Source organism: Janibacter sp. A1S7 (assembly GCF_037198315.1).
Taxonomy (GTDB): domain Bacteria; phylum Actinomycetota; class Actinomycetes; order Actinomycetales; family Dermatophilaceae; genus Janibacter; species Janibacter alittae.
Genome location: NZ_CP144913.1, coordinates 2,927,156 through 2,944,589 on the forward strand (window position 1 = coordinate 2,927,156; position 17,434 = coordinate 2,944,589).

Below are 17,434 nucleotides of genomic sequence, written 5' to 3' on the forward strand. Positions count from 1 at the left end.
GGTCATACTCAAAGGGTGTCCACCGACAGCGTCTTCGCTGGAACGATCCCCGAGCTCTACGACACCGTCGTGGTGCCGCTGATGTTCCTCGACTACGCCGAGGACGTCGCCGCCGAGGTCGCCTCGGCCGCGCCCCACGACGTGCTGGAGACCGCCGCCGGGACCGGGGTCGTGACGCGTGCGCTCCACCGACTCCTGCCCTCGGCCCGGATCACGGCGACCGACCTCAGTCCGGCGATGCTCGAGCGAGCCGCCGCCGTCCTCCCGCCGTCCGACCGCGTGCGGTGGACGTCCGCCGACGCGCAGGACCTGCCGTTCGACGATGCGGCCTTCGACGCGGTCGTGTGCCAGTTCGGGGTCATGTTCTTCCCGGACCGCCCGGGCGCGTACGGACAGGTGCGGCGGGTCCTGCGTCCCGGCGGGCGCCACGTCATGGCCGCGTGGGGGCGGATCGAGGACCACGAGGCCAGCCTTGCCGTGGACGACGCGCTCAGGGTGATCTTCCCCGACGACCCACCGCAGTTCCTGCGACGCAGCCCCTTCGGGTACACCGACCCGGCCGTCATCCGGGGGGAGCTCGAGGACGCCGGCTTCAGCGACGTCCGCATCAGATCGGTCACGCACCACAGCCGGCCCACGTCCGCCCGCGACATCGCGATCGCGCACTGCCAGGGGACCCCGCTGGCGCACATCCTCGCCGAGCGCCACGCCGACGCCGCACGCACCACCGCGGAGGTGACCCGGCTGCTCGAGGAGCGGTGGGGCACGCAGCCCCACTCCGGCCGCCTCTCGGCCCACGTGGTCACCGCCGTCGCGGCCTGACTCTCATACCCTGAGGGGGTATGATGGGCCACAACGACGACACCCCTGGAGGATCCCATGGCCGGATACAGCGGCAGCAAGGAGCAGTATCTCAAGCGGCTCGGCCGCGTCGAGGGCCAGATCCGCGGCATCGCCCGCATGGTCGAGGACGACACGTACTGCATCGACATCCTGACCCAGGTCTCCGCGGCGACCAAGGCGCTGCAGGCCGTCAGCCTCGGCCTGCTCGAGGACCATGTCGGCCACTGCATCGTCGACGCCGCCCGCGAGAGCGACGAGGCCGCGGCGGAGAAGGTCACCGAGGCCAGCGAGGCGATCGCCCGACTGGTGCGGTCCTGACCGCCCGGACGTCGCAGGAGCCTAAGCAGTTGCGACAAGTGACCGCCCGGACTTCGCAGGAGCCTAAGCAGTTGCGGAGCAGGATGGGGCGACCCACCCCTTCGCCTCCCCGAACCACCCCGCCCGATCAGGAGAATGAAGCCATGGACACCACCCCCTTCTCCCCCTGTGCCGGGACCACGGTGACGACCTGATGTCGACCGTGACCGACCCCCGCTCCGAGTCGACGACGGACGAGCACACCGTCGACCTGGCCATCACGGGGATGACCTGCGCCTCCTGCTCGGCCCGGGTCGAGCGCAACCTCGGCAAGATCGACGGGGTCGACGCCGTCGTCAACCTCGCGACGGAGAAGGCCCGGGTCAGTCACCCGGAGTCGGTGAGCATCGACGAGCTGATCGCGACGGTGGAGAAGTCCGGGTACGGCGCCACCGTCATCGAGCCGGAGGCCCGCCTCGCTCCCCCGAAGCACACCCCGGTCGCCCGCGCCGACCTCGCCCGCCGCGCGATCGTGGCCGGTGCGCTCGCCGCGGTCGTCGTGCTGCTCGCGATGGGCCCGTGGAGCTTCCCCGCGAACCCGTGGCTGCAGCTGCTCGTGACCACCCCCGTCGTGGTGTGGGCGGCGTGGCCCTTCCACCGCGCGGCCTTCGTCAACGCGCGCCACCTCGCGTCGACGATGGACACCCTCGTCTCGCTCGGTGTCAGCGCCGCGTACCTGTGGTCGCTCGTCACGCTGCTCACCGGCGCGGGGCAGGACGGGCACTACTACTTCGAGACCGCTGCGGTCATCACCGCCTTCCTCCTCATCGGTCGGTGGCTCGAGGCCCGGAGCAAGGACGAGGGCCGCTCCGCGCTCACCGAGCTCATGGACCTCGGGGCGAAGGGGGTGGCCGTCCAGCGGATCGACTCGCGCACCCGGGCGACCACCGAGGTCATCCTCCCGCTGGACGAGCTGCAGGTCGGCGACCACTTCATCGTGCGGCCGGGAGAGAAGGTCGCGACCGACGGTCGCATCATCGACGGCACGAGCTCCATCGACACCTCGCTCGTCACCGGTGAGTCCGTGCCCGTCGACGTGCGCTCCGGCGACACGGTCGACGCCGGCACCGTCAACACCTCCGGGCGGCTGATCGTCGAGGCGACCGCGGTGGGCTCTGACACGACCTTCGCCGCGATCGTGCGACTGGTCGAGCAGGCGCAGACCGGCAAGGCCGACGTCCAGCGCCTCGCCGACCGGGTCTCCGCGGTCTTCGTCCCCGCCGTCCTGGTGGTCGCGTTGCTGACCTTCGTCGGCTGGTGGATCGGCTCCGGGTCGGCGACGACCGCGATCGGCGTCGCCGTGACCGTGCTGATCATCGCCTGCCCGTGCGCGCTGGGCCTGGCCACGCCGATGGCGCTGCTCGTCGGCACCAGTCGCGGCGCGCAGAAGGGCATCCTCATCAAGGGCCCGCAGGTCCTCGAGGACACCCGCCGTATCGACACCCTCGTCCTGGACAAGACCGGGACGATCACCACGGGCGTCGCCCAGGTGACCGACCTCGCCGCTGCTCCCGGGCTGCACCCCGCCGCCGTCCTCAGCGCGGCCGCGGCCGTCGAGTCCGGCAGCGAGCACCCGATCGCGCGGGCCATCGTGCGCCGCGCGCAGGACCAGGGCATCAAGATCCCGCGCATCACGGACTTCGAGAGCCTGCCCGGCTCCGGCGCGGTCGCCACGATCAAGGGCACCCGCGTCACCGTCGGCAAGTCCGACCTCTTCGACGAGGTGCCGCCGGAGCTGGCGACGCTCGAGCGGCGCGGCACGACCGTCTTCGTCGGGTGGGAGCGCAAGGCGCGCGGCGCGCTCACCGTCGCCGACGAGGTCCGTGACACCTCGGGCGACGCGATCCGCGCGCTGCGGGCCGAGGGTCTGCAGGTGTGGCTGCTCAGCGGCGACGCCGAGCACAACGCGACCGCGATCGCCGCGACCGTCGGCATCGACGCCGAGCACGTCATCGCCGGGGTGCGCCCCCACGACAAGCACGACGTCATCGAGCGCCTCCAGGGCGAGGGTCGGGTCGTCGCGATGGTCGGCGACGGCGTCAACGACGCGGCCGCGATCGTGCGTGCCGATCTCGGGATGGCGATGGGCACCGGCACCGACGTCGCGATGGAGTCCGCCGACATCGTGCTCGTGCACGCCGACCTCGAGTCGGTCCCCCGCGCGATCTCGCTCTCCCGGGAGACGCTGAAGGTGATCAAGCAGAACCTCGGCTGGGCGTTCGGCTACAACATCGCCGCAATCCCGCTCGCGGTGGCCGGCCTGCTCAACCCGATGATCGCCGGCGCGGCGATGGCGATGAGCTCGGTCCTCGTCGTGCTCAACTCCCTGCGGCTGCGCAGGGTGCTGCCGGACGACTGAGGGATCCCCCTTCGCCACGGAGCGGATCGGCCGGGCACCACCCCTGCGGGTGCCCGGCCGACCACGTCCTCCTCTCGCCCGCGACGCACGCGGATCCCTGTTACCCCGCGGCGGGCGCTCGATCCCTCAGATCTCGGCCTTCCACGCCTGCGCGACGGAGAGCTTGCCGGAGGTCTGCATCAGCGCCCGGCGGTAGATCCGCTCGGCGAGCAGGATGACCGCGAAGGTGGCGGCGGCGAGCAGACCGAGGCTGATCAGCGCCTCCCACCAGGACGACTCACCAGAGACCAGGCGCATCGGCTGGAGGATCGCCGAGAACGGGGGGATCCAGGCGAGCACCTCGACGACCGTGCCCTTGGCGAAGATCGCACCGAAGAACATCACCATGATCAGCATCGTGACCGGCAGCGACGTGGACTGGATGTCCTCCTGCCGCGAGGCGAGCGATCCGGCCACCGCGTACAGTGCCGCGATCATCGTGAAGCCGGCGAGGAAGAAGACGACGAACCAGGCCAGGCTCGAGGTGAAGCCCGGCAGCAGGTCGCCCCACTCGGTGAACGTCACCCCGATCACGGCGACGATGCCGTACAGCACGAGCTGGCCCACGGCGAGCACGACGGCGGCGGCGAGCTTGCCGAAGAGCAGGTGGCGAAGGGGGATCGACGTCGCGATGATCTCCACGATCCGCGACTGCTTCTCCTCGGTCACGCTCATCGCGAGGTACATCCCGAAGATGATGGCGGCCATGTAGAAGAGGAAGGCCATGCCGAACCCGACCGCCTGCCCGATCTGTCGCTGCTCGGCGTCACCGTCGAGGATGTCCGTGCTGACGGCGCTGCCTGCTTGGAGGGTCGCGAGGTCGGTGCCGGCGTGCGCGGCGTTGGCGGTCAGGACGTGCTGGCGGATCGCCGTGTCTGCCACGGAGAGCAGTCCGCTGTCCACCTCGGACTTGCCGACCAGTTGCCAACCGTCGTCGGTCGGCGAGAGCCAGGCGTCGACATCCTTGTCCATGACGGCGCTCTTCGCAGCGGCGTCGTCGTCGACCTCGGTGGTCGTGATCGTCACCGTGTCGTCGATCGTCGGGGCCTGGTCGGTCAGGACCTCGCCCATCTGCGCGGACTGGCTGGTGACCGCGACGTCGTAGGTCGACTCCTGGTTGCCCTGCCAGATCTGGAAGCCGAAGACACCCAGGATGATCACGAGGGTCAAGAGGGTCGACCCGATGAAGGTCTTGTCGCGCATGCGGACCGACACGTCGCGCTGTGCGACGAGTGCCCAGGCGTGCGTACTCATGCCGTCACCTCTCGGTAGACCTCGGACAGCGGCGGGATGATCGGGCTGAGCTCCTCCACGCCGCCGCGGCGCAGGCCCTCGGCGAGCACCTCGCCCAACAGGCGACGGCGTTCCTCCTCGACGTCGGTCGGCAGGTCGATGATCGCCGTCGGGCCGTCCACGTCGACGGTGACCAGACCGGGGATCTCGCGCACCCAACCGGCGTCGCGGACAGCGACCAGCCGGTGTCGGCGCGGCGCTCCCCCGCGCAGCTCGGCGGGACTGCCACTGCCGCGGACCCGGCCCCCCGCGAGGATGACGAGCTCGTCGCAGAGCCGGTCGACGAGGTCGAGCTGGTGGCTGGAGAAGAGCACCGGGACCCCGCGAGCGGTGTGCTCACGCAGCAGGTCGGCCATCGAGTCGACGGCCTCCGGATCGAGCCCGGAGAAGGGCTCGTCGAGGATCAGCGCCGACGGCTCGATCATCAGCGCGGCTGCGATCTGCACACGCTGCTGGTTGCCCAGCGAGAGTGCCTCGACGGGGTCGGTCGCGCGCTCGGCGAGGTCGAGTCGCTCGAGGAGGGTCATGACGGACTCGCGGGCAGCCGTGCGGGTCAGGCCCTTGAGCTGGCCGAGGTAGATCAGCTGGTCGAGAACCTTCTGCTTCGGGTAGAGGCCCCGCTCCTCCGGCATGTACCCGATCGTGCGCTGGTCGGCGACCGTGATCGGTCGCTCCCCCCAGAGCACCCGACCCTCGGTGATCGACAGGACGCCCATGATCATCCGCATGGTCGTCGTCTTCCCGGCGCCGTTGCCCCCGACGAAGCCGGTCATCGATCCCTGCTCGACCGTGAAGTCGACGTGGTCGACGGCGGTGAAGTCACCGAACCGCCGCGTCAACCCTTCCACGGTGATCGTGTGCGGTGTGTTGGCCATGGTGACAACGCTATGGATCCGGCCATCCGCGCGGATCCGCCTCCGGGGTGGTCTTGAGGCGTTGGCGGCATCCCCCCGCGGGTGGACGTGCCGCCCCCTCGTCCGGCAGCTCCGCACGTGCCCGGGCAGTCGCGATCCTGGGTTTGCAACTGCCTGGGCAGTTGTGACCCGACAGTGCAGCTGAGGCTCGGTGCGGGGTCGGCCCGGGTCAGACGATGCCGGCCTCGTGGGCCACGATCACCGCGCCGACGCGGTCGCGCACCTGCAGCTTGGCGAAGATGCTCGACACGTGCGTCTTGACCGTCGCGGCGCCGATGACCAACTCGGCGGCGATCTCCCGGTTGGACTTCCCGGTGCCGACGAGACGCAGGACGTCGAGCTCGCGACCCGTCAGCTGGGAGATCAGCCCGGCGTGCGGCGAGGGACTCCCCTCGCCCGTCGCCTGCGGATCGGCCGACATCTGCGCGATGACCCGCTTGGTCACCTCGGGCGCGAGCAGGGCGTGGCCGTGGCCGACGGCTCGCAGTGCCTCGACGAGCTGCTCCGCCTCGGCGTTCTTCAGCAGGAACCCGCTGGCGCCGGCCCGCAGGGCGTCGAAGAGGTAGTCGTCCCGGTCGAAGGTGGTCAGGATGAGCACCCGGCCCAGCTCGCGCTCGACGATCTCCCGGGTGGCGGCGACCCCGTCCATGACCGGCATCTGCACGTCCATGACGATGACGTCGGGCCGGTGCGTGGCCGCCATGTCGACGGCCTCGCGGCCGGTGGCGGCCTCGCCGACCACCTCGAGGTCGTCCTCCACCGAGAGCATCATCGCGAAGCCGGACCGGATCAGCGGTTGATCGTCGACGAGGAGCACGCGCAGCGTCCGGCTCACGAGCCACCCCCGGAGCGAAGGGGGATCCTCGCCCGCACGCGGTAGCCACCGAGCGGACGTGGCCCCATCTCGACGGTGCCGTGATGGGAGGAGATCCGTTCCCGGATCCCCAGCTGGCCCATGCCCGTCCCCGAGGTACCGGGACGGGGACGCCCGTCGTCGGTGACCTCGACCTCGGCACTGCGCGCACCCACCCGCACCGTCACCCGGGCGGTGCGTGCGCTCGAGTGCCGCGTGACGTTGGTCAGTGCCTCCTGTGCAGTCCGGTAGAGCGAGTGCCCCACGGCGTCCGGGACACGGACCAGGTCGTCATCGGACTCCTCGACGAGGTCGTGGACGACGGTGAGCGACGACGTCGTGCGGGAGGTGACGAGCTCGGGGAGGTCGCCCAGTCCCGGCTGCGGGGTGAAGTCCGGCGCAGCGTCGACCGACCCGTCGACACCGGCACCCTCGACCGCGGCGGAGGCCTCCCCCTTGCGCAGGGTGCCGAGCAGGCCACGCATCTGGATCACCGCGTCGCGGGAGCCGTCCTCGATCCGGCCGAGCGCCCCCTTCGCCGCCTCGGGGTCGGTGTCGAGGACTCGACGGGCCGCTGCCGCCTGCACCCCGATCCCGGAGACGTGGTGGGCGACGACGTCGTGCAGCTCGCGTGCGATGCGCAGCCGTTCCTCGATGATCGCGTTGTCGCGCAATCCCTCCGCCTGCTCTCGGATCGTCGCGGTCTGCTGCTCCAGGTCGGCGCGCTGCCGGGCGCTGCGCCAGGCCATCTGGCCGCCGATGACCGCACCGCCGAAGTAGAGGATGTTGATGGTGCCCGCCATCAGTGCCGCCGCGACCGTCACGGAGAAGAGTGCCCCGGGGTCGGGAGCAGGGGCCATGTCGCGGAGCACGCGCCCGACCGCAAAGCTCCACACGAGCCAGAGGAACATCGCGGCGAGGATGACGGCGTAGACCACCACCATCGCCCTCCGGTTGCGCGCCCACGCCACACCGGCGAAGACGACGAGGAAGAAGACGACCTGTGTCGAGAGCAGGCTGGTCATCAGGGGCACGTAGATCCCGATGGCCAGGTACCCCGCCGATGCGAGGGCTGCGGTGGTCAGCGGCCACCGCCGACGAGGCAGGAGGAAGAGGCAGGGCACCGCGGTCAGCAGCACCTGCTGCCAGACGGGTCCGTCGACCTGCGAGAGGCTGCCGACGGAGCGCATCAGCTCCAGGACGAAGAGGGAGACGGCCACCGAGACGACCGTGAGGACCACGTCGGAACGGCCGATGCCCCCGTCGGGCCGGACCCAGTCGTCGTCGAGCGCGAAGAAGTCGCCGACGCGGTCCACCCAGGAAGCCATCGGCTCAGACCATCAGAGGGTGACGGGACCGTTGGGGGTGTTGAAGGTGACGGACATCAGGCCGGGCGTGCCGTTGGGTGCGACGAAGTCGAAGTCGATGACCGAGGAGGTCTCCTGCGCGGGGTGGCCCCCCAGCCAGTCCCGCACGCGGTCGGGGTCGCCGGCGATCTGCAGCGACGCGATGGTCACGTCGGTCTCGGCCTCCTGGGACGGGTGCGGTGAGCCCTCGCCCCACTTGACGAAGAAGGGCAGCTGCGGGTCCGCGAGGGTGCCCTTGATGCCGATCTGCTTCCACAGGAACTCACGGCCGTCGTTGAGGCGACGGTTGCCGTCCACGGCCTGGCGGTCCAGACGCTTCTCGACGGACTCGAGGTCGTCGTCGACGCGGATGACCCAGCCCATCCAGCCGCCACCGGCCTCGGAGCGGGCGCGCACGACCTGCCCGAAGGGTGCCTTGTCGGAGCTGGGGTGGTCGAGCACCTCGACGATCTCGACGTAGCGCTCGTGCGCCAGCGGCAGGATCATGTTGCGGGTGCCGAATCGCGGGTGCAGTCCGCCATCGACCGGTGTGACCCCGAGGGCCTCGCCGAGGCGCTCCGCGGTGGCCTTGACACCGCTCTGGTCGGCTGCAAAGGAGACGTGGTCAACGCGCATGGTGGCATCGTGACACAGGCCGCACTCCGGCCGGCAATCGGGTCCCGTCAGCCCGCCCGGCGCTGGCGGACCGCCTCGTAGACGACGATGGCCGCCGACGTGGCGACGTTGAGCGAATTCGCCTGTCCCACCATGGGGATGCGCACCCGGTACTGGGCCCGCGCGAGGGCCGCCTCGCTCAGGCCGTACTTCTCCGAGCCGACCGCGACGGCGACCGGGCCGGTGAGATCGGCATCCGTGTGGTCGACGTGGGTGTCCGGCGTCGTGGCGACGACGGCGACGCCACGCTCGGTCAGCCACGCCCAGGCCTCGTCGGTGCTGGCGGAGGCGACCGGGACGGAGAAGACGGTGCCCTTGCTCGACCGGATGACGTTCGGGTTGCCCCAGTCGGTGACCGGGTCGGCGGCGATGACGAGGGCGACGCCGGCCGCGTCGGCGGTGCGGAGCACGGCCCCGAGATTGCCGGGCTTCTCCACCCCTTCGCACAGGACGACGAGCGCCCCCTCCGGCAGCTCGACGTCGGCGAGTGCGTGGCCGGGCAGGGGGACCCGCGCGAGGATCCCGTCGGGGCCCTCGCGGTAGGCGACCTTCTCGAAGGCGGTCCGCCCCAGCTCGACGATCTCCGCGCCGGTCCGTCGCGCGCGCTCGACGAGGGCGGCACCGGCGTGTGGGTCGAGCATCAGCTCGGGGCAGTGGAAGAGGGCACGTGGCACGACGCCGGCGTCGAGGGCGAGGGTGGTCTCCTCGAGGCCTTCGAGGAGCGTGGTCCCGGAGCACTCGCGGGCACGGCGGCGGCGCAGCGCAACGAGGTCCTTCAGTCGCTGGTTGGCGGGTGAGGTGATGACGAGATCGGCCATGGCAGGAACCAGCATGCCCCACAATCAGGTGGATGGCCGATGATCGTTCCTCCCCCGCTCGCCTCGTGTCGGCGCTGGCGGCGATGACCGCCGTGATGCTGCTCGTCGCGGCGCTCGGCGAGTGGCTGCTGCTCCCGTCGGCGACGGTTCGCGATCTGGACGAAGGGGGCGTGGCCCGCGGAGTCGGTCTCCTCACCACCGTCCCGGGGCTCGAGTCCGTCGCGCTCCTCTGGTCCGACCTCACGCAGCCGTGGGTCGTCCACACCCTCGTCCTCGTCGTCGCGCTCCTCCTCCTGGCCCGGGGCCGGGTGTCGTCACGGGCCCTGCTCGTCGTCCCCATCTCTCTGGTCGGCTGGACGCTCGAGGCCGTCTGCAAGGTGCTCGTCGAGCGTCCGCGTCCCGCGGAGGCAGTCGTCGAGGTGGGCAGCTGGTCCTACCCGAGCGGGCACGCCACGAACGCCGCCCTCGGCGCGGTCCTGCTCATCACCCTCGTCACCACGGTGCGCTCGGCGTGGGTCCGGTGGGGCGCGACGACCCTGGTGGTCATCGGCGCCGTGCTCACCGCAGCCGACCGGGTCGTCCTCGGCGTCCACTACCCCGGTGACGTCCTCAGTGGCCTTCTGCTCGGGACCGTCCTCGGGCTCATCGGGGTGTGGGGGCTGGCGCCGACAGCCCATCCTCCGCTCGAATCGCGCGCGGGGTAGCCGACGGCGCCGCCCACTCACCCACCGCGCCCGTTCAGGACTTCCCCTGCCGCGGACGCCGCGGTACCGCATGTACCGGCCGCACTCGGGAGCCCACCAGAGTCCCACCGATTGGTGCAGCATGGTGCCCATGGACGCCGAGCAAGCCTTCACTCGTGTCACCGGAGTCCTCCAGGAGCAGCTGGGTACCGGTCTGCGCACCTCCCGGGAGCGTGCCGCGCTCATGGCTGTGCTGGAGCGGGGGCACGAGCGAGCCGACGGCGCCGCCGAGGACTACGACGAGGCCGTGGACGCGCTGGCAGCCGCACTGGTGCGCACGGGTGCGACACGTATCGAGGGGCACGCCAGCGCCGACGGCGCAACACCCACGGACATCGAGCCGGGAGTGGTCGAGGCCTCCCTCAGGGCCATCTGTCCCCTCTGGCCCTTCTGCTGATGGCGTCGCCACGGGAGCGGTCCTTCACGCTCGTCACGGACTTCACCAGGCAACTGATCACGCTGTGCGCCGCGATCGTCGCCCTGGAGGTCTCCTTCGTCGCGTCGAGCTCCGTCCCGCTCGACGAGGCGACCCGACGCATCTTCGGCCTGTCGTGGTGCGTCTTCCTCGGGTCCATCGTCTTCGGCCTGCTCGTCTTCCAGAAGTTCATCGGCGAGGATGCCCGGCAGCAGGACGAGGAGGCGCGGCCACCGAACCCGTACTCCGGCTGGATCAGGCGCTTCGCGTTCGCGCAGATCGTCCTGTTCCTCCTGGCTGTGGCCCTCGGGATCGTGGCCGGTTGGCGGGTCCTGTGACCGCGGCGCTGCGTGGTCACAGCAGGGGGCGCAGTGCCGCGGCGAGCCCGTCCTCCTCGACGGTGCCGGTGGTCTCGTCGGCGGCGGCGACGACCTCGTCCGGGGCGCCGCCCATGGCGACCCCGCGGGCGGCCCACTGCAGCATCTCGAGGTCGTTGCGCTGGTCGCCGGCGGCGAAGGTCCGGGCGGGCTCGACGCCGATCCGGCGGCGCACGATCTCCAGGGCCGACCCCTTGGAGACGCCCTCGGGGGCCAGGTCCAGCCACGCGGTGTAGCCCACGGCATAGCTGACCCCGTGCAGTCCGATCCGGTCGACGAGGTCGAGGAAGTCGGCGCTGTCACCGTTGGGGTCGTGGAAGGTCACGCGGGTGGTGGGCTCGGCGACGAGCTCCTCCCACGGGACGACGACCTGTTCTCCCCACAACACGCCCTCGGGGTAGGGCCGGGCGACCTTGAAGCCGGCCCCGACCTGCTCGACGGCGCACAGGATGTGCGGTGCGTGCTCGCGGATGAGGGTCATCGCCGGCTTCGGGTCGAAGGTCACCGTCTCCTCGACGCGGTACCCGTCGGGCTCCGCGGAGTCGAGGGCGATCGTCACCGCGCCGTTGGAGCAGACCGCCCACCCGTGGGTCAGGTCGAGCATCTGCAGGATCTGCAGCGTCGCGACGACCGAGCGACCGGTGGCGACGACGACGTGGTGGCCGGCACCTGCCACCGCGCGCACCGCCTCCCGGGTCACCGCGGGCATCCGCCCGTCGTGGGTGAGCATCGTGCCGTCGACATCCAGTGCGACGAGGTGCGGATCCATGCCCCGAACGCTATCCGGCGCACCCTCCTGCCCCGCGCAGCGCCCCTGCCCCGACTCACGTGGGAGTCAGCCCCGGGCGGCACCGAGCTTCCAGTACCCGGAGAAGGTGATCGCCTTCTTGTCCATGCCGACCTGCTGCACGAGATGCCGGCGCACGGAGGTGGCCAGACCGGACTCGCCGCACGCCCAGGCGTAGTCGAGACCTGTCGTCGCCGAGGGGTCGGCAACCAGGGCAGGGAGCACCGCGGTGCCCGGGTCGGCGTCACCGCGCTCGTGCACGGTGATCCCGGCGGGCACCCCGACGCCGTCGAGGAGTGCCGTCGAGGGGACCTCGACGTGGGCGGCGAGGCCCTCGCCCGGGCCGGGGAGCCCCCTTCGCTCCCGCTCCTCGAGGATCGCCAGGAGTGCCGGGACCGCGGTCTCGTCCGCGACGAGGAGCTGGCGCGGCGGGTCGAAGGCCGTGTACAGCGCTCCCCCGGAACGGAATCCGACCGGGTCCCCGACTCGCGCCCGCGACGCCCAGGCCGAGCCGGGACCGCAGTCGCCGTGGGTGACGATGTCGACGTCCACCTCACCGCGGGAGCGTCGCAGCCCACGGATCGTGTACCAACGCAGCCCGGGCTGCTCGGCCTCGGCCATCTCGGCCACGGCGGCGCGCACGTTGACCCGCTTGGCGTCCGGCAGGTGCAGCCGCCCGTCCGCCCCGGGCATGAGCAGCCCGAAGTACTCGTCCGGCCCCGCGAGGTCGTATCCGGTGAGCTCCGGCGCTGCGAGCGTGATCCGTCGCATCGAGTCGTTGAGGTCGGCCACCGCGGCGACGCTCGCCCCGAACTGCACGTGGCCCTGTCGCTCGGCGACGTCGGCCATCTCCCTGCGCTGCAGGCGGCGGGCGACCCCGAAGAGGACGCGGTCCTTCAGCTCGGCGATGGTCATGACTGCTCCTGGGGTCGGGGGAGGACGACGGGGGTGCCGGTGTCCGGGTCGGTGAGGATGCGGCAGCGCACGTCGAAGACCTCGTGGACGAGGTCCGGCGTGACGATGGTGCACGGATCACCCTGGGCGAGGATCCGGCCGTCGCGCACCGCGACGAGATGGGTGGCGTAGCGGGCCGCCATGGCCAGGTCGTGCAGGACCATGACCACCGTCGTGCCACGCGTGCGGTTGAGCGAGCGCACGAGGTCGAGCACCTCGATCTGGTGCGCGATGTCCAGGAACGATGTCGGCTCGTCCAGCAGCAGGATGTCCGGCTGCTGGGCGAGGGCGAGCGCGATCCACACCCGCTGTCGCTGGCCGCCGCTCAGCTCGTCGACGACCCGTTCGGCGAGCCCGGTCGTCCCGGTCAGCTCCAACGCCTCGGCGACGACCGCGTCGTCCTCGCGGCTCGCCCGCCGCAGGAGCCCCTGGTGGGGGTGGCGGCCGTGGGCGACCAGCTCGGCGACCGTCAGGCCCTCGGGCGCGATCGGCCCCTGCGGCAGCAGGCCGATGCTGCGGGCGACGGCCTTCGTCGGGGTCCTGGCCAGGTCACGGCCGTCGAGGACGATCCGCCCGCCGCGCGCGGGCAGCAGCCGGGCGAGCCCGCGCAGGAGCGTGGACTTGCCGCAGCCGTTCGGCCCGACGATCGCGGTCACCGCGCCGTCGGGTACGTCGAGGTCGAGCCGGTCGACGACGATGCGGTCGCGGTAGCCGAGGCTGACCGAGTCGGCGCGTAGTCGGGCCGGGGCGAAGGGGGTCTGCCCCGTCGCCCCGGCGGCCGCCGGCGTCACGGGCGGGGTGTGCGTGTTAGCCGTCATCAGGTCTCCACTCGGGTTCGGGTGACGATGAGCCACAGGAGGAAGGGGGCACCGGCGAGGCCGGTGACCACGCCGACGGGCAGGTTCCCGCCGCCGGGCACGAGGTAGGCGCCGATGTAGTCCGCGACGACCACCATCAGCGCGCCGATGAGGGCGATGTCGACGAGCCGGGTACGGCCCCGGTGCAGCCGGCGACCGATCGGGCCCGCCAGCAGCGCGACGAAGGCGATCGGTCCGCACACGGCACAGGTGCCCGCGACGAGCAGGACGACCCCGAGCATCGCGAGCGCCCGGTGGCGTTCGACGGCGACGCCGAGCCCGGCGGCGAGGTCGTCGCCGAGCATCATCACGCGCAGCTGTCGGTGCAGCAGGAGCATCGCCGGCAGGGCCACGGCGGCGAGCACCGCGAGGCGAGCGATCTCGGTCCAGCTCGCGGCAGCAACCGACCCGGTCAGCCAGACCATCGCCTCGGACAGTCGGTAGACGTCCGCGCGCAGCAGCACCCAGTGGGTCAGGGCGACGAGCAGCGCGGAGCAACCGACCCCGACGATGATCAGGGCGTGGGTACCCCCCTTCGCTCCCCCGCTGCTCATGCCCACGAGGACGGCCGCCACGGCAAGGGCTCCGAGGAAGGCCACCATCGTGACGCCCGGCCCGGACAGACCGAGGACGATCAGCGAGAACACGGCCGCGGTGGACGCTCCGCCGCTGATGCCGAGGATGTCCGGGCTGGCCAGGGGGTTGCGCATGAGGTCCTGCATGACGCCGCCGGCGACGGCCAGCGAGGCACCGGCGAGCACCGCGGCCACCGCCCGCGGGAGTGTGGACTCCATGAGGATGAAGCTCGCGCCGGGGATGTCGGCGCCGCCGATGATCCGCAGCGTGTCCGGGATGGTGACCGTGTAGTCGCCGAGGGTGACCCGCACGACGACGGCGGCGGCGAGGAGCAGGCCGAGGGCCGACGTGCGGCGCAGTGCCCGCCGCGAGCGGTGACGCCGCGCTCGACGCACGAGCTGCGCTGTCTCGGACGTGGGGTCCGGTGCGGTGGTCAGTGTGCTCATCGGCGCACCGCCCGCCGGGCGAGGAGGATGAGCACCGGAGCGCCGACGACGGCGGTCATCACGCCGACCTGGACCTCGCCGGGCGGAGCGATGACCCGGCCGAGGGTGTCCGCCGCGATGACCAGGGCAGGGCCCACCAGCAGCGAGCCGATGAGCAGCCGGCCGTGGTCCGGCCCACCGAGGAGCCGCAGCAGGTGCGGCACGGCCAGACCGACGAAGGCGATCGGGCCGGCGAGCGCGCACGCGGCCGCAGTGAGCAGGAGCGCCCCGGCGAGCGCCCCACCGCGGGCGAGCACGACCCGCTGACCGAGGGAGCGGGCGACGTCGTCACCGAGCGCCATCGCGTTGAGGGTGCGTCCGGAGGTCAGCGTCAGCAGCAACCCGACGAGGACGAAGGGCAGGATCGGCAGGATCAGCCCGGCGTCCTTGCCCGCGACGGAGCCCACCTGCCAGTAGCGGAAGAGGTCGAGCGCCGTGTCGTCGGCGAGGAGCAGGCCGACCATGATGCTCGAGCTGGCAGCCATGATCGCCGCGCCGGCGAGGGCGGTGGTCATCGGTTGATGGCGAAGGGGGACGGTCGCCGCGATCGTGTGCACCACGAGTCCGGCGATGATCACCCCGACCAACGCGGTCCACAGGTAGTCGACGACACCGTCGAGGAGCCCGAAGCGGATGCCGATGACGACGAGCAGCGCTGCCCCGGAGTTGAGCCCGAGGATGCCGGGCTCGGCGATCGGGTTGCGGGTCAGCCCCTGCAACACCGTGCCCGCGATGGCGACGCAGGCACCGACCACGAGCGCGATGAGTGTCCGGTCGACCCGGGCGGTGACGATGCCGGCGGCCGCGCTGTCATCCAGGTCACGGATGCCGGCAAGGACCTCACCGGCGGGGACGGGCTCCGCCCCGTAGAGCAGCGACGCGAGCGATACCGTCGCGAGGAGGACGGCGCCCCCCACCGCGACGGCACCCGTGCGCGTGGCGCCGGTCATGCGCTCAGACGGCCTTCGCGGCGTCGGCCACCAGGGGCAGGAACTGCGTCACCGCGACCTCCATGGAGATCGGCGACGGTGAGGACATCGTCATCGCGACGGTGTTGTCGGCGGACGCGACGAAGCTCCCTCGCTCGATCGCGGGGATCCTGCCGAGCAGCGGGTCGGACTTCAGGTCCTCGATCTGCGTGTCCTCGGCGTAGAAGATCAGGACGTCGGCGTCGATGTCCTGAGCCTTCTCCGCGGAGACGGAGAAGAAGAAGGCGTCCCCGTCGGAGTTCTCCTTGACGATCCCGGCGTCCTCCATGCCGAATCGGCGCAGCAGCTGCGGGCGCAGGTCGATGCTGGTGTAGATGTCGATCGTGGACGTGTCGGTCGGGCTGAAGGAGGCCCAGGCGACGGACGTGCCCTTGACCGCGGAGTTCTTCGCGACCGCGTCGTCGATGAGCCGGTTGGTCTCCCGACCGAGCTGATCGGCCTCGTCGGGCTGGCCGATGGCCTTGCCGATGATCGCCACGCTCTCCTCCCAGGGCGTCCCCCAGGCGAGCTCGGGGTAGGCCACGGTCGGCGCGATCGTGGACAGCTTGTCGTACTCCTCCTTGGTCAGCCCGGAGTTGACGCCCAGGATCAGGTCGGGCGCCAGCGTGGCGATCTCGGCCACGGGGACGCCGTCCGCGTCGTCGTAGCGCACGACCTCGGCGTCCGGGTCGATCTCCTGCACGGCCTCGTCGAACCACGGGGTTGATCCCTGCGCGTTCCCGCCCCAGGTGATCTTGGTGGCTCCGACGGGCACGACCCCGAAGGAGGCGACGACGTCCTGGTCGTTCCACCCGACCGTCGCGATGCGCGTGGGCGCCCGGGTGATCTCGGTCGAGCCGAAGGCATGCGTGATCGTCACGGGGAAGGCGCCGGCCTCCGCGGAGGGCGACGTGTCCCCCTTCGCCGTGGTGTCAGCGGCGGAGCCGGTCGAGCAGGCGGACAGGGCCAGCAGGACCGCAGGCGTCGAAGCGAGTACTGCACGACGATTCGGGGACACGGTGAGACCTTTCGTAAGTTAGGCAAGCCGTGCCTAACTTAGGGTCACCTCATTCACTGCGCAACCCCGGCCCACGAAGTGCTGCAGGCTCGAGTTCGTATGGCCAGCAGCACCACGTACTGCGGCTGGCTCACCAAACTGCTGCAGGCTCTCGTTCGTTCGTGGAGGAGGGAAGGGGGCGTCAGGCCAGACCGAGGTCGACCAGCCCGAAGACGTGGCGGTACTCCAGACCCGCCTCGGCGAACTTCTCGGCGGCGCCGGTGGCCCGGTCGGCGATCGTCGCGACGGCAACGACCTCGGCCCCGGCCTCCCGGGCCGCCGTGGCGGCCTCGAGCGGGGAGGAGCCGGTCGTCGAGGTGTCCTCGACGATGAGCACGCGACGCCCCTCGATCGAGGGGCCCTCGATGCGCTGCTGCAGCCCGTGGGCCTTGCCGGCCTTGCGCACGACGAAGGCGTCCAACCGCTCCCCCCGCGCCGCGCTCGCGTGGAGCATCGAGGTGGCGACCGGGTCGGCGCCGAGGGTCAGCCCGCCCACGGCGTCGAAGTCCAGGTCGGCGACCAGGTCGAGCAGCACGCGCCCGACCAGCGGCGAGGCCTCGCCGTCCAGGGTGATGCGGCGCAGGTCGACGTAGTAGTCGGCCTCCGTGCCGGAGGAGAGAGTGACCCGTCCGTGGACGATCGCCTTCTCCTTGACGATCTCGAGCAGTCGGGTGCGGTCGGCGGCGATGTCAGTCACGCCGTCAGTGTAAGGACACGT

At 71.5% G+C, this 17,434-nt stretch carries 19 protein-coding genes; 6 read left to right on the forward strand and 13 right to left on the reverse strand.

Going from position 1 to position 17,434, the window contains the following annotated elements:
* Positions 1–15: 15 nt before the first annotated feature.
* From V1351_RS14160 to V1351_RS14170, 3 genes are all read left to right on the forward strand, one after another.
* Positions 16–822, forward strand: a complete 807-nt coding sequence (locus V1351_RS14160) for a class I SAM-dependent methyltransferase (RefSeq protein WP_338748835.1) — start codon at positions 16–18, stop codon at positions 820–822.
* Between the two features lie 57 nt (positions 823–879).
* A complete protein-coding gene (locus V1351_RS14165) occupies positions 880–1,161 on the forward strand; it encodes a metal-sensitive transcriptional regulator (RefSeq protein WP_277237620.1) in 282 nt (93 codons plus the stop codon).
* 193 nt (positions 1,162–1,354) lie between these two features.
* Positions 1,355–3,559 carry a heavy metal translocating P-type ATPase gene (locus V1351_RS14170; protein WP_338748836.1) on the forward strand — a complete coding sequence of 735 codons (2,205 nt, stop codon included), beginning with the start codon at positions 1,355–1,357 and terminating at the stop codon, positions 3,557–3,559.
* A 126-nt stretch (positions 3,560–3,685) separates the two neighbouring features.
* Here V1351_RS14170 and V1351_RS14175 read toward each other — a convergent pair whose 3' ends face one another.
* From V1351_RS14175 to V1351_RS14200, 6 genes are all read right to left on the reverse strand, one after another.
* A complete protein-coding gene (locus tag V1351_RS14175) occupies positions 3,686–4,852 on the reverse strand; it encodes an ABC transporter permease (RefSeq protein ID WP_338748837.1) in 1,167 nt (388 codons plus the stop codon).
* Positions 4,849–5,766, reverse strand: a complete 918-nt coding sequence (locus V1351_RS14180; RefSeq protein WP_338748838.1) for an ABC transporter ATP-binding protein — start codon at positions 5,764–5,766, stop codon at positions 4,849–4,851. The genes V1351_RS14175 and V1351_RS14180 overlap by 4 nt, the downstream gene beginning before the upstream one ends.
* Positions 5,767–5,974: 208 nt before the next feature.
* Entirely contained in the window at positions 5,975–6,640 is a 666-nt protein-coding gene (locus V1351_RS14185) for a response regulator transcription factor (protein ID WP_338748839.1), read from the reverse strand.
* Entirely contained in the window at positions 6,637–7,986 is a 1,350-nt protein-coding gene (locus V1351_RS14190; RefSeq protein ID WP_338748840.1) for a sensor histidine kinase, read from the reverse strand. Before V1351_RS14190 ends, V1351_RS14185 begins: the two co-directional genes overlap by 4 nt.
* A gap of 12 nt (positions 7,987–7,998) precedes the next feature.
* The gene (locus tag V1351_RS14195; RefSeq protein WP_338748841.1) at positions 7,999–8,640 is read right to left on the reverse strand and encodes a VOC family protein; all 642 of its coding nucleotides are present in this window, start codon (positions 8,638–8,640) and stop codon (positions 7,999–8,001) included.
* A gap of 47 nt (positions 8,641–8,687) precedes the next feature.
* A complete protein-coding gene (locus V1351_RS14200; RefSeq protein WP_338748842.1) occupies positions 8,688–9,512 on the reverse strand; it encodes an RNA methyltransferase in 825 nt (274 codons plus the stop codon).
* Between the two features lie 17 nt (positions 9,513–9,529).
* On the opposite strand from V1351_RS14200, the gene V1351_RS14205 reads away from it, so the two are divergent.
* The 3 genes from V1351_RS14205 (at position 9,530) to V1351_RS14215 (ending at position 10,993) form a co-directional block, all read left to right on the forward strand.
* The gene (locus V1351_RS14205; RefSeq protein ID WP_338748843.1) at positions 9,530–10,201 is read left to right on the forward strand and encodes a phosphatase PAP2 family protein; all 672 of its coding nucleotides are present in this window, start codon (positions 9,530–9,532) and stop codon (positions 10,199–10,201) included.
* A 130-nt stretch (positions 10,202–10,331) separates the two neighbouring features.
* On the forward strand, positions 10,332–10,637 hold the full coding sequence (locus V1351_RS14210) for a hypothetical protein (RefSeq protein ID WP_338748844.1): 306 nt from the start codon (positions 10,332–10,334) through the stop codon (positions 10,635–10,637).
* Entirely contained in the window at positions 10,637–10,993 is a 357-nt protein-coding gene (locus V1351_RS14215; protein WP_338748845.1) for a hypothetical protein, read from the forward strand. Before V1351_RS14210 ends, V1351_RS14215 begins: the two co-directional genes overlap by 1 nt.
* Before the next feature lie 16 nt (positions 10,994–11,009).
* Here the strand turns inward: V1351_RS14215 and V1351_RS14220 are convergent, their stop codons facing one another.
* The 7 genes from V1351_RS14220 to pyrE all read right to left on the reverse strand — a co-directional run bounded on the left by V1351_RS14220 (position 11,010) and on the right by pyrE (position 17,413).
* Complete coding sequence (locus tag V1351_RS14220; protein WP_338748846.1) at positions 11,010–11,801, reverse strand: HAD family hydrolase; 792 nt, start codon at positions 11,799–11,801, stop codon at positions 11,010–11,012.
* Positions 11,802–11,867: 66 nt separating this feature from the next.
* A complete protein-coding gene (locus V1351_RS14225) occupies positions 11,868–12,734 on the reverse strand; it encodes a siderophore-interacting protein (protein ID WP_338748847.1) in 867 nt (288 codons plus the stop codon).
* The gene (locus V1351_RS14230; RefSeq protein WP_338748848.1) at positions 12,731–13,591 is read right to left on the reverse strand and encodes an ABC transporter ATP-binding protein; all 861 of its coding nucleotides are present in this window, start codon (positions 13,589–13,591) and stop codon (positions 12,731–12,733) included. Before V1351_RS14230 ends, V1351_RS14225 begins: the two co-directional genes overlap by 4 nt.
* Positions 13,591–14,652: a FecCD family ABC transporter permease gene (locus V1351_RS14235; RefSeq protein WP_338748849.1), complete on the reverse strand. Its 1,062-nt coding sequence runs from the start codon at positions 14,650–14,652 to the stop codon at positions 13,591–13,593. The genes V1351_RS14230 and V1351_RS14235 overlap by 1 nt, the downstream gene beginning before the upstream one ends.
* A complete protein-coding gene (locus V1351_RS14240) occupies positions 14,649–15,641 on the reverse strand; it encodes a FecCD family ABC transporter permease (RefSeq protein WP_338748850.1) in 993 nt (330 codons plus the stop codon). The genes V1351_RS14235 and V1351_RS14240 overlap by 4 nt, the downstream gene beginning before the upstream one ends.
* A 4-nt stretch (positions 15,642–15,645) precedes the next feature.
* Complete coding sequence (locus tag V1351_RS14245) at positions 15,646–16,677, reverse strand: ABC transporter substrate-binding protein (RefSeq protein ID WP_338748851.1); 1,032 nt, start codon at positions 16,675–16,677, stop codon at positions 15,646–15,648.
* A gap of 181 nt (positions 16,678–16,858) precedes the next feature.
* Positions 16,859–17,413 carry an orotate phosphoribosyltransferase gene (gene pyrE, locus V1351_RS14250; protein WP_338748852.1) on the reverse strand — a complete coding sequence of 185 codons (555 nt, stop codon included), beginning with the start codon at positions 17,411–17,413 and terminating at the stop codon, positions 16,859–16,861.
* Positions 17,414–17,434: the final 21 nt, after the last annotated feature.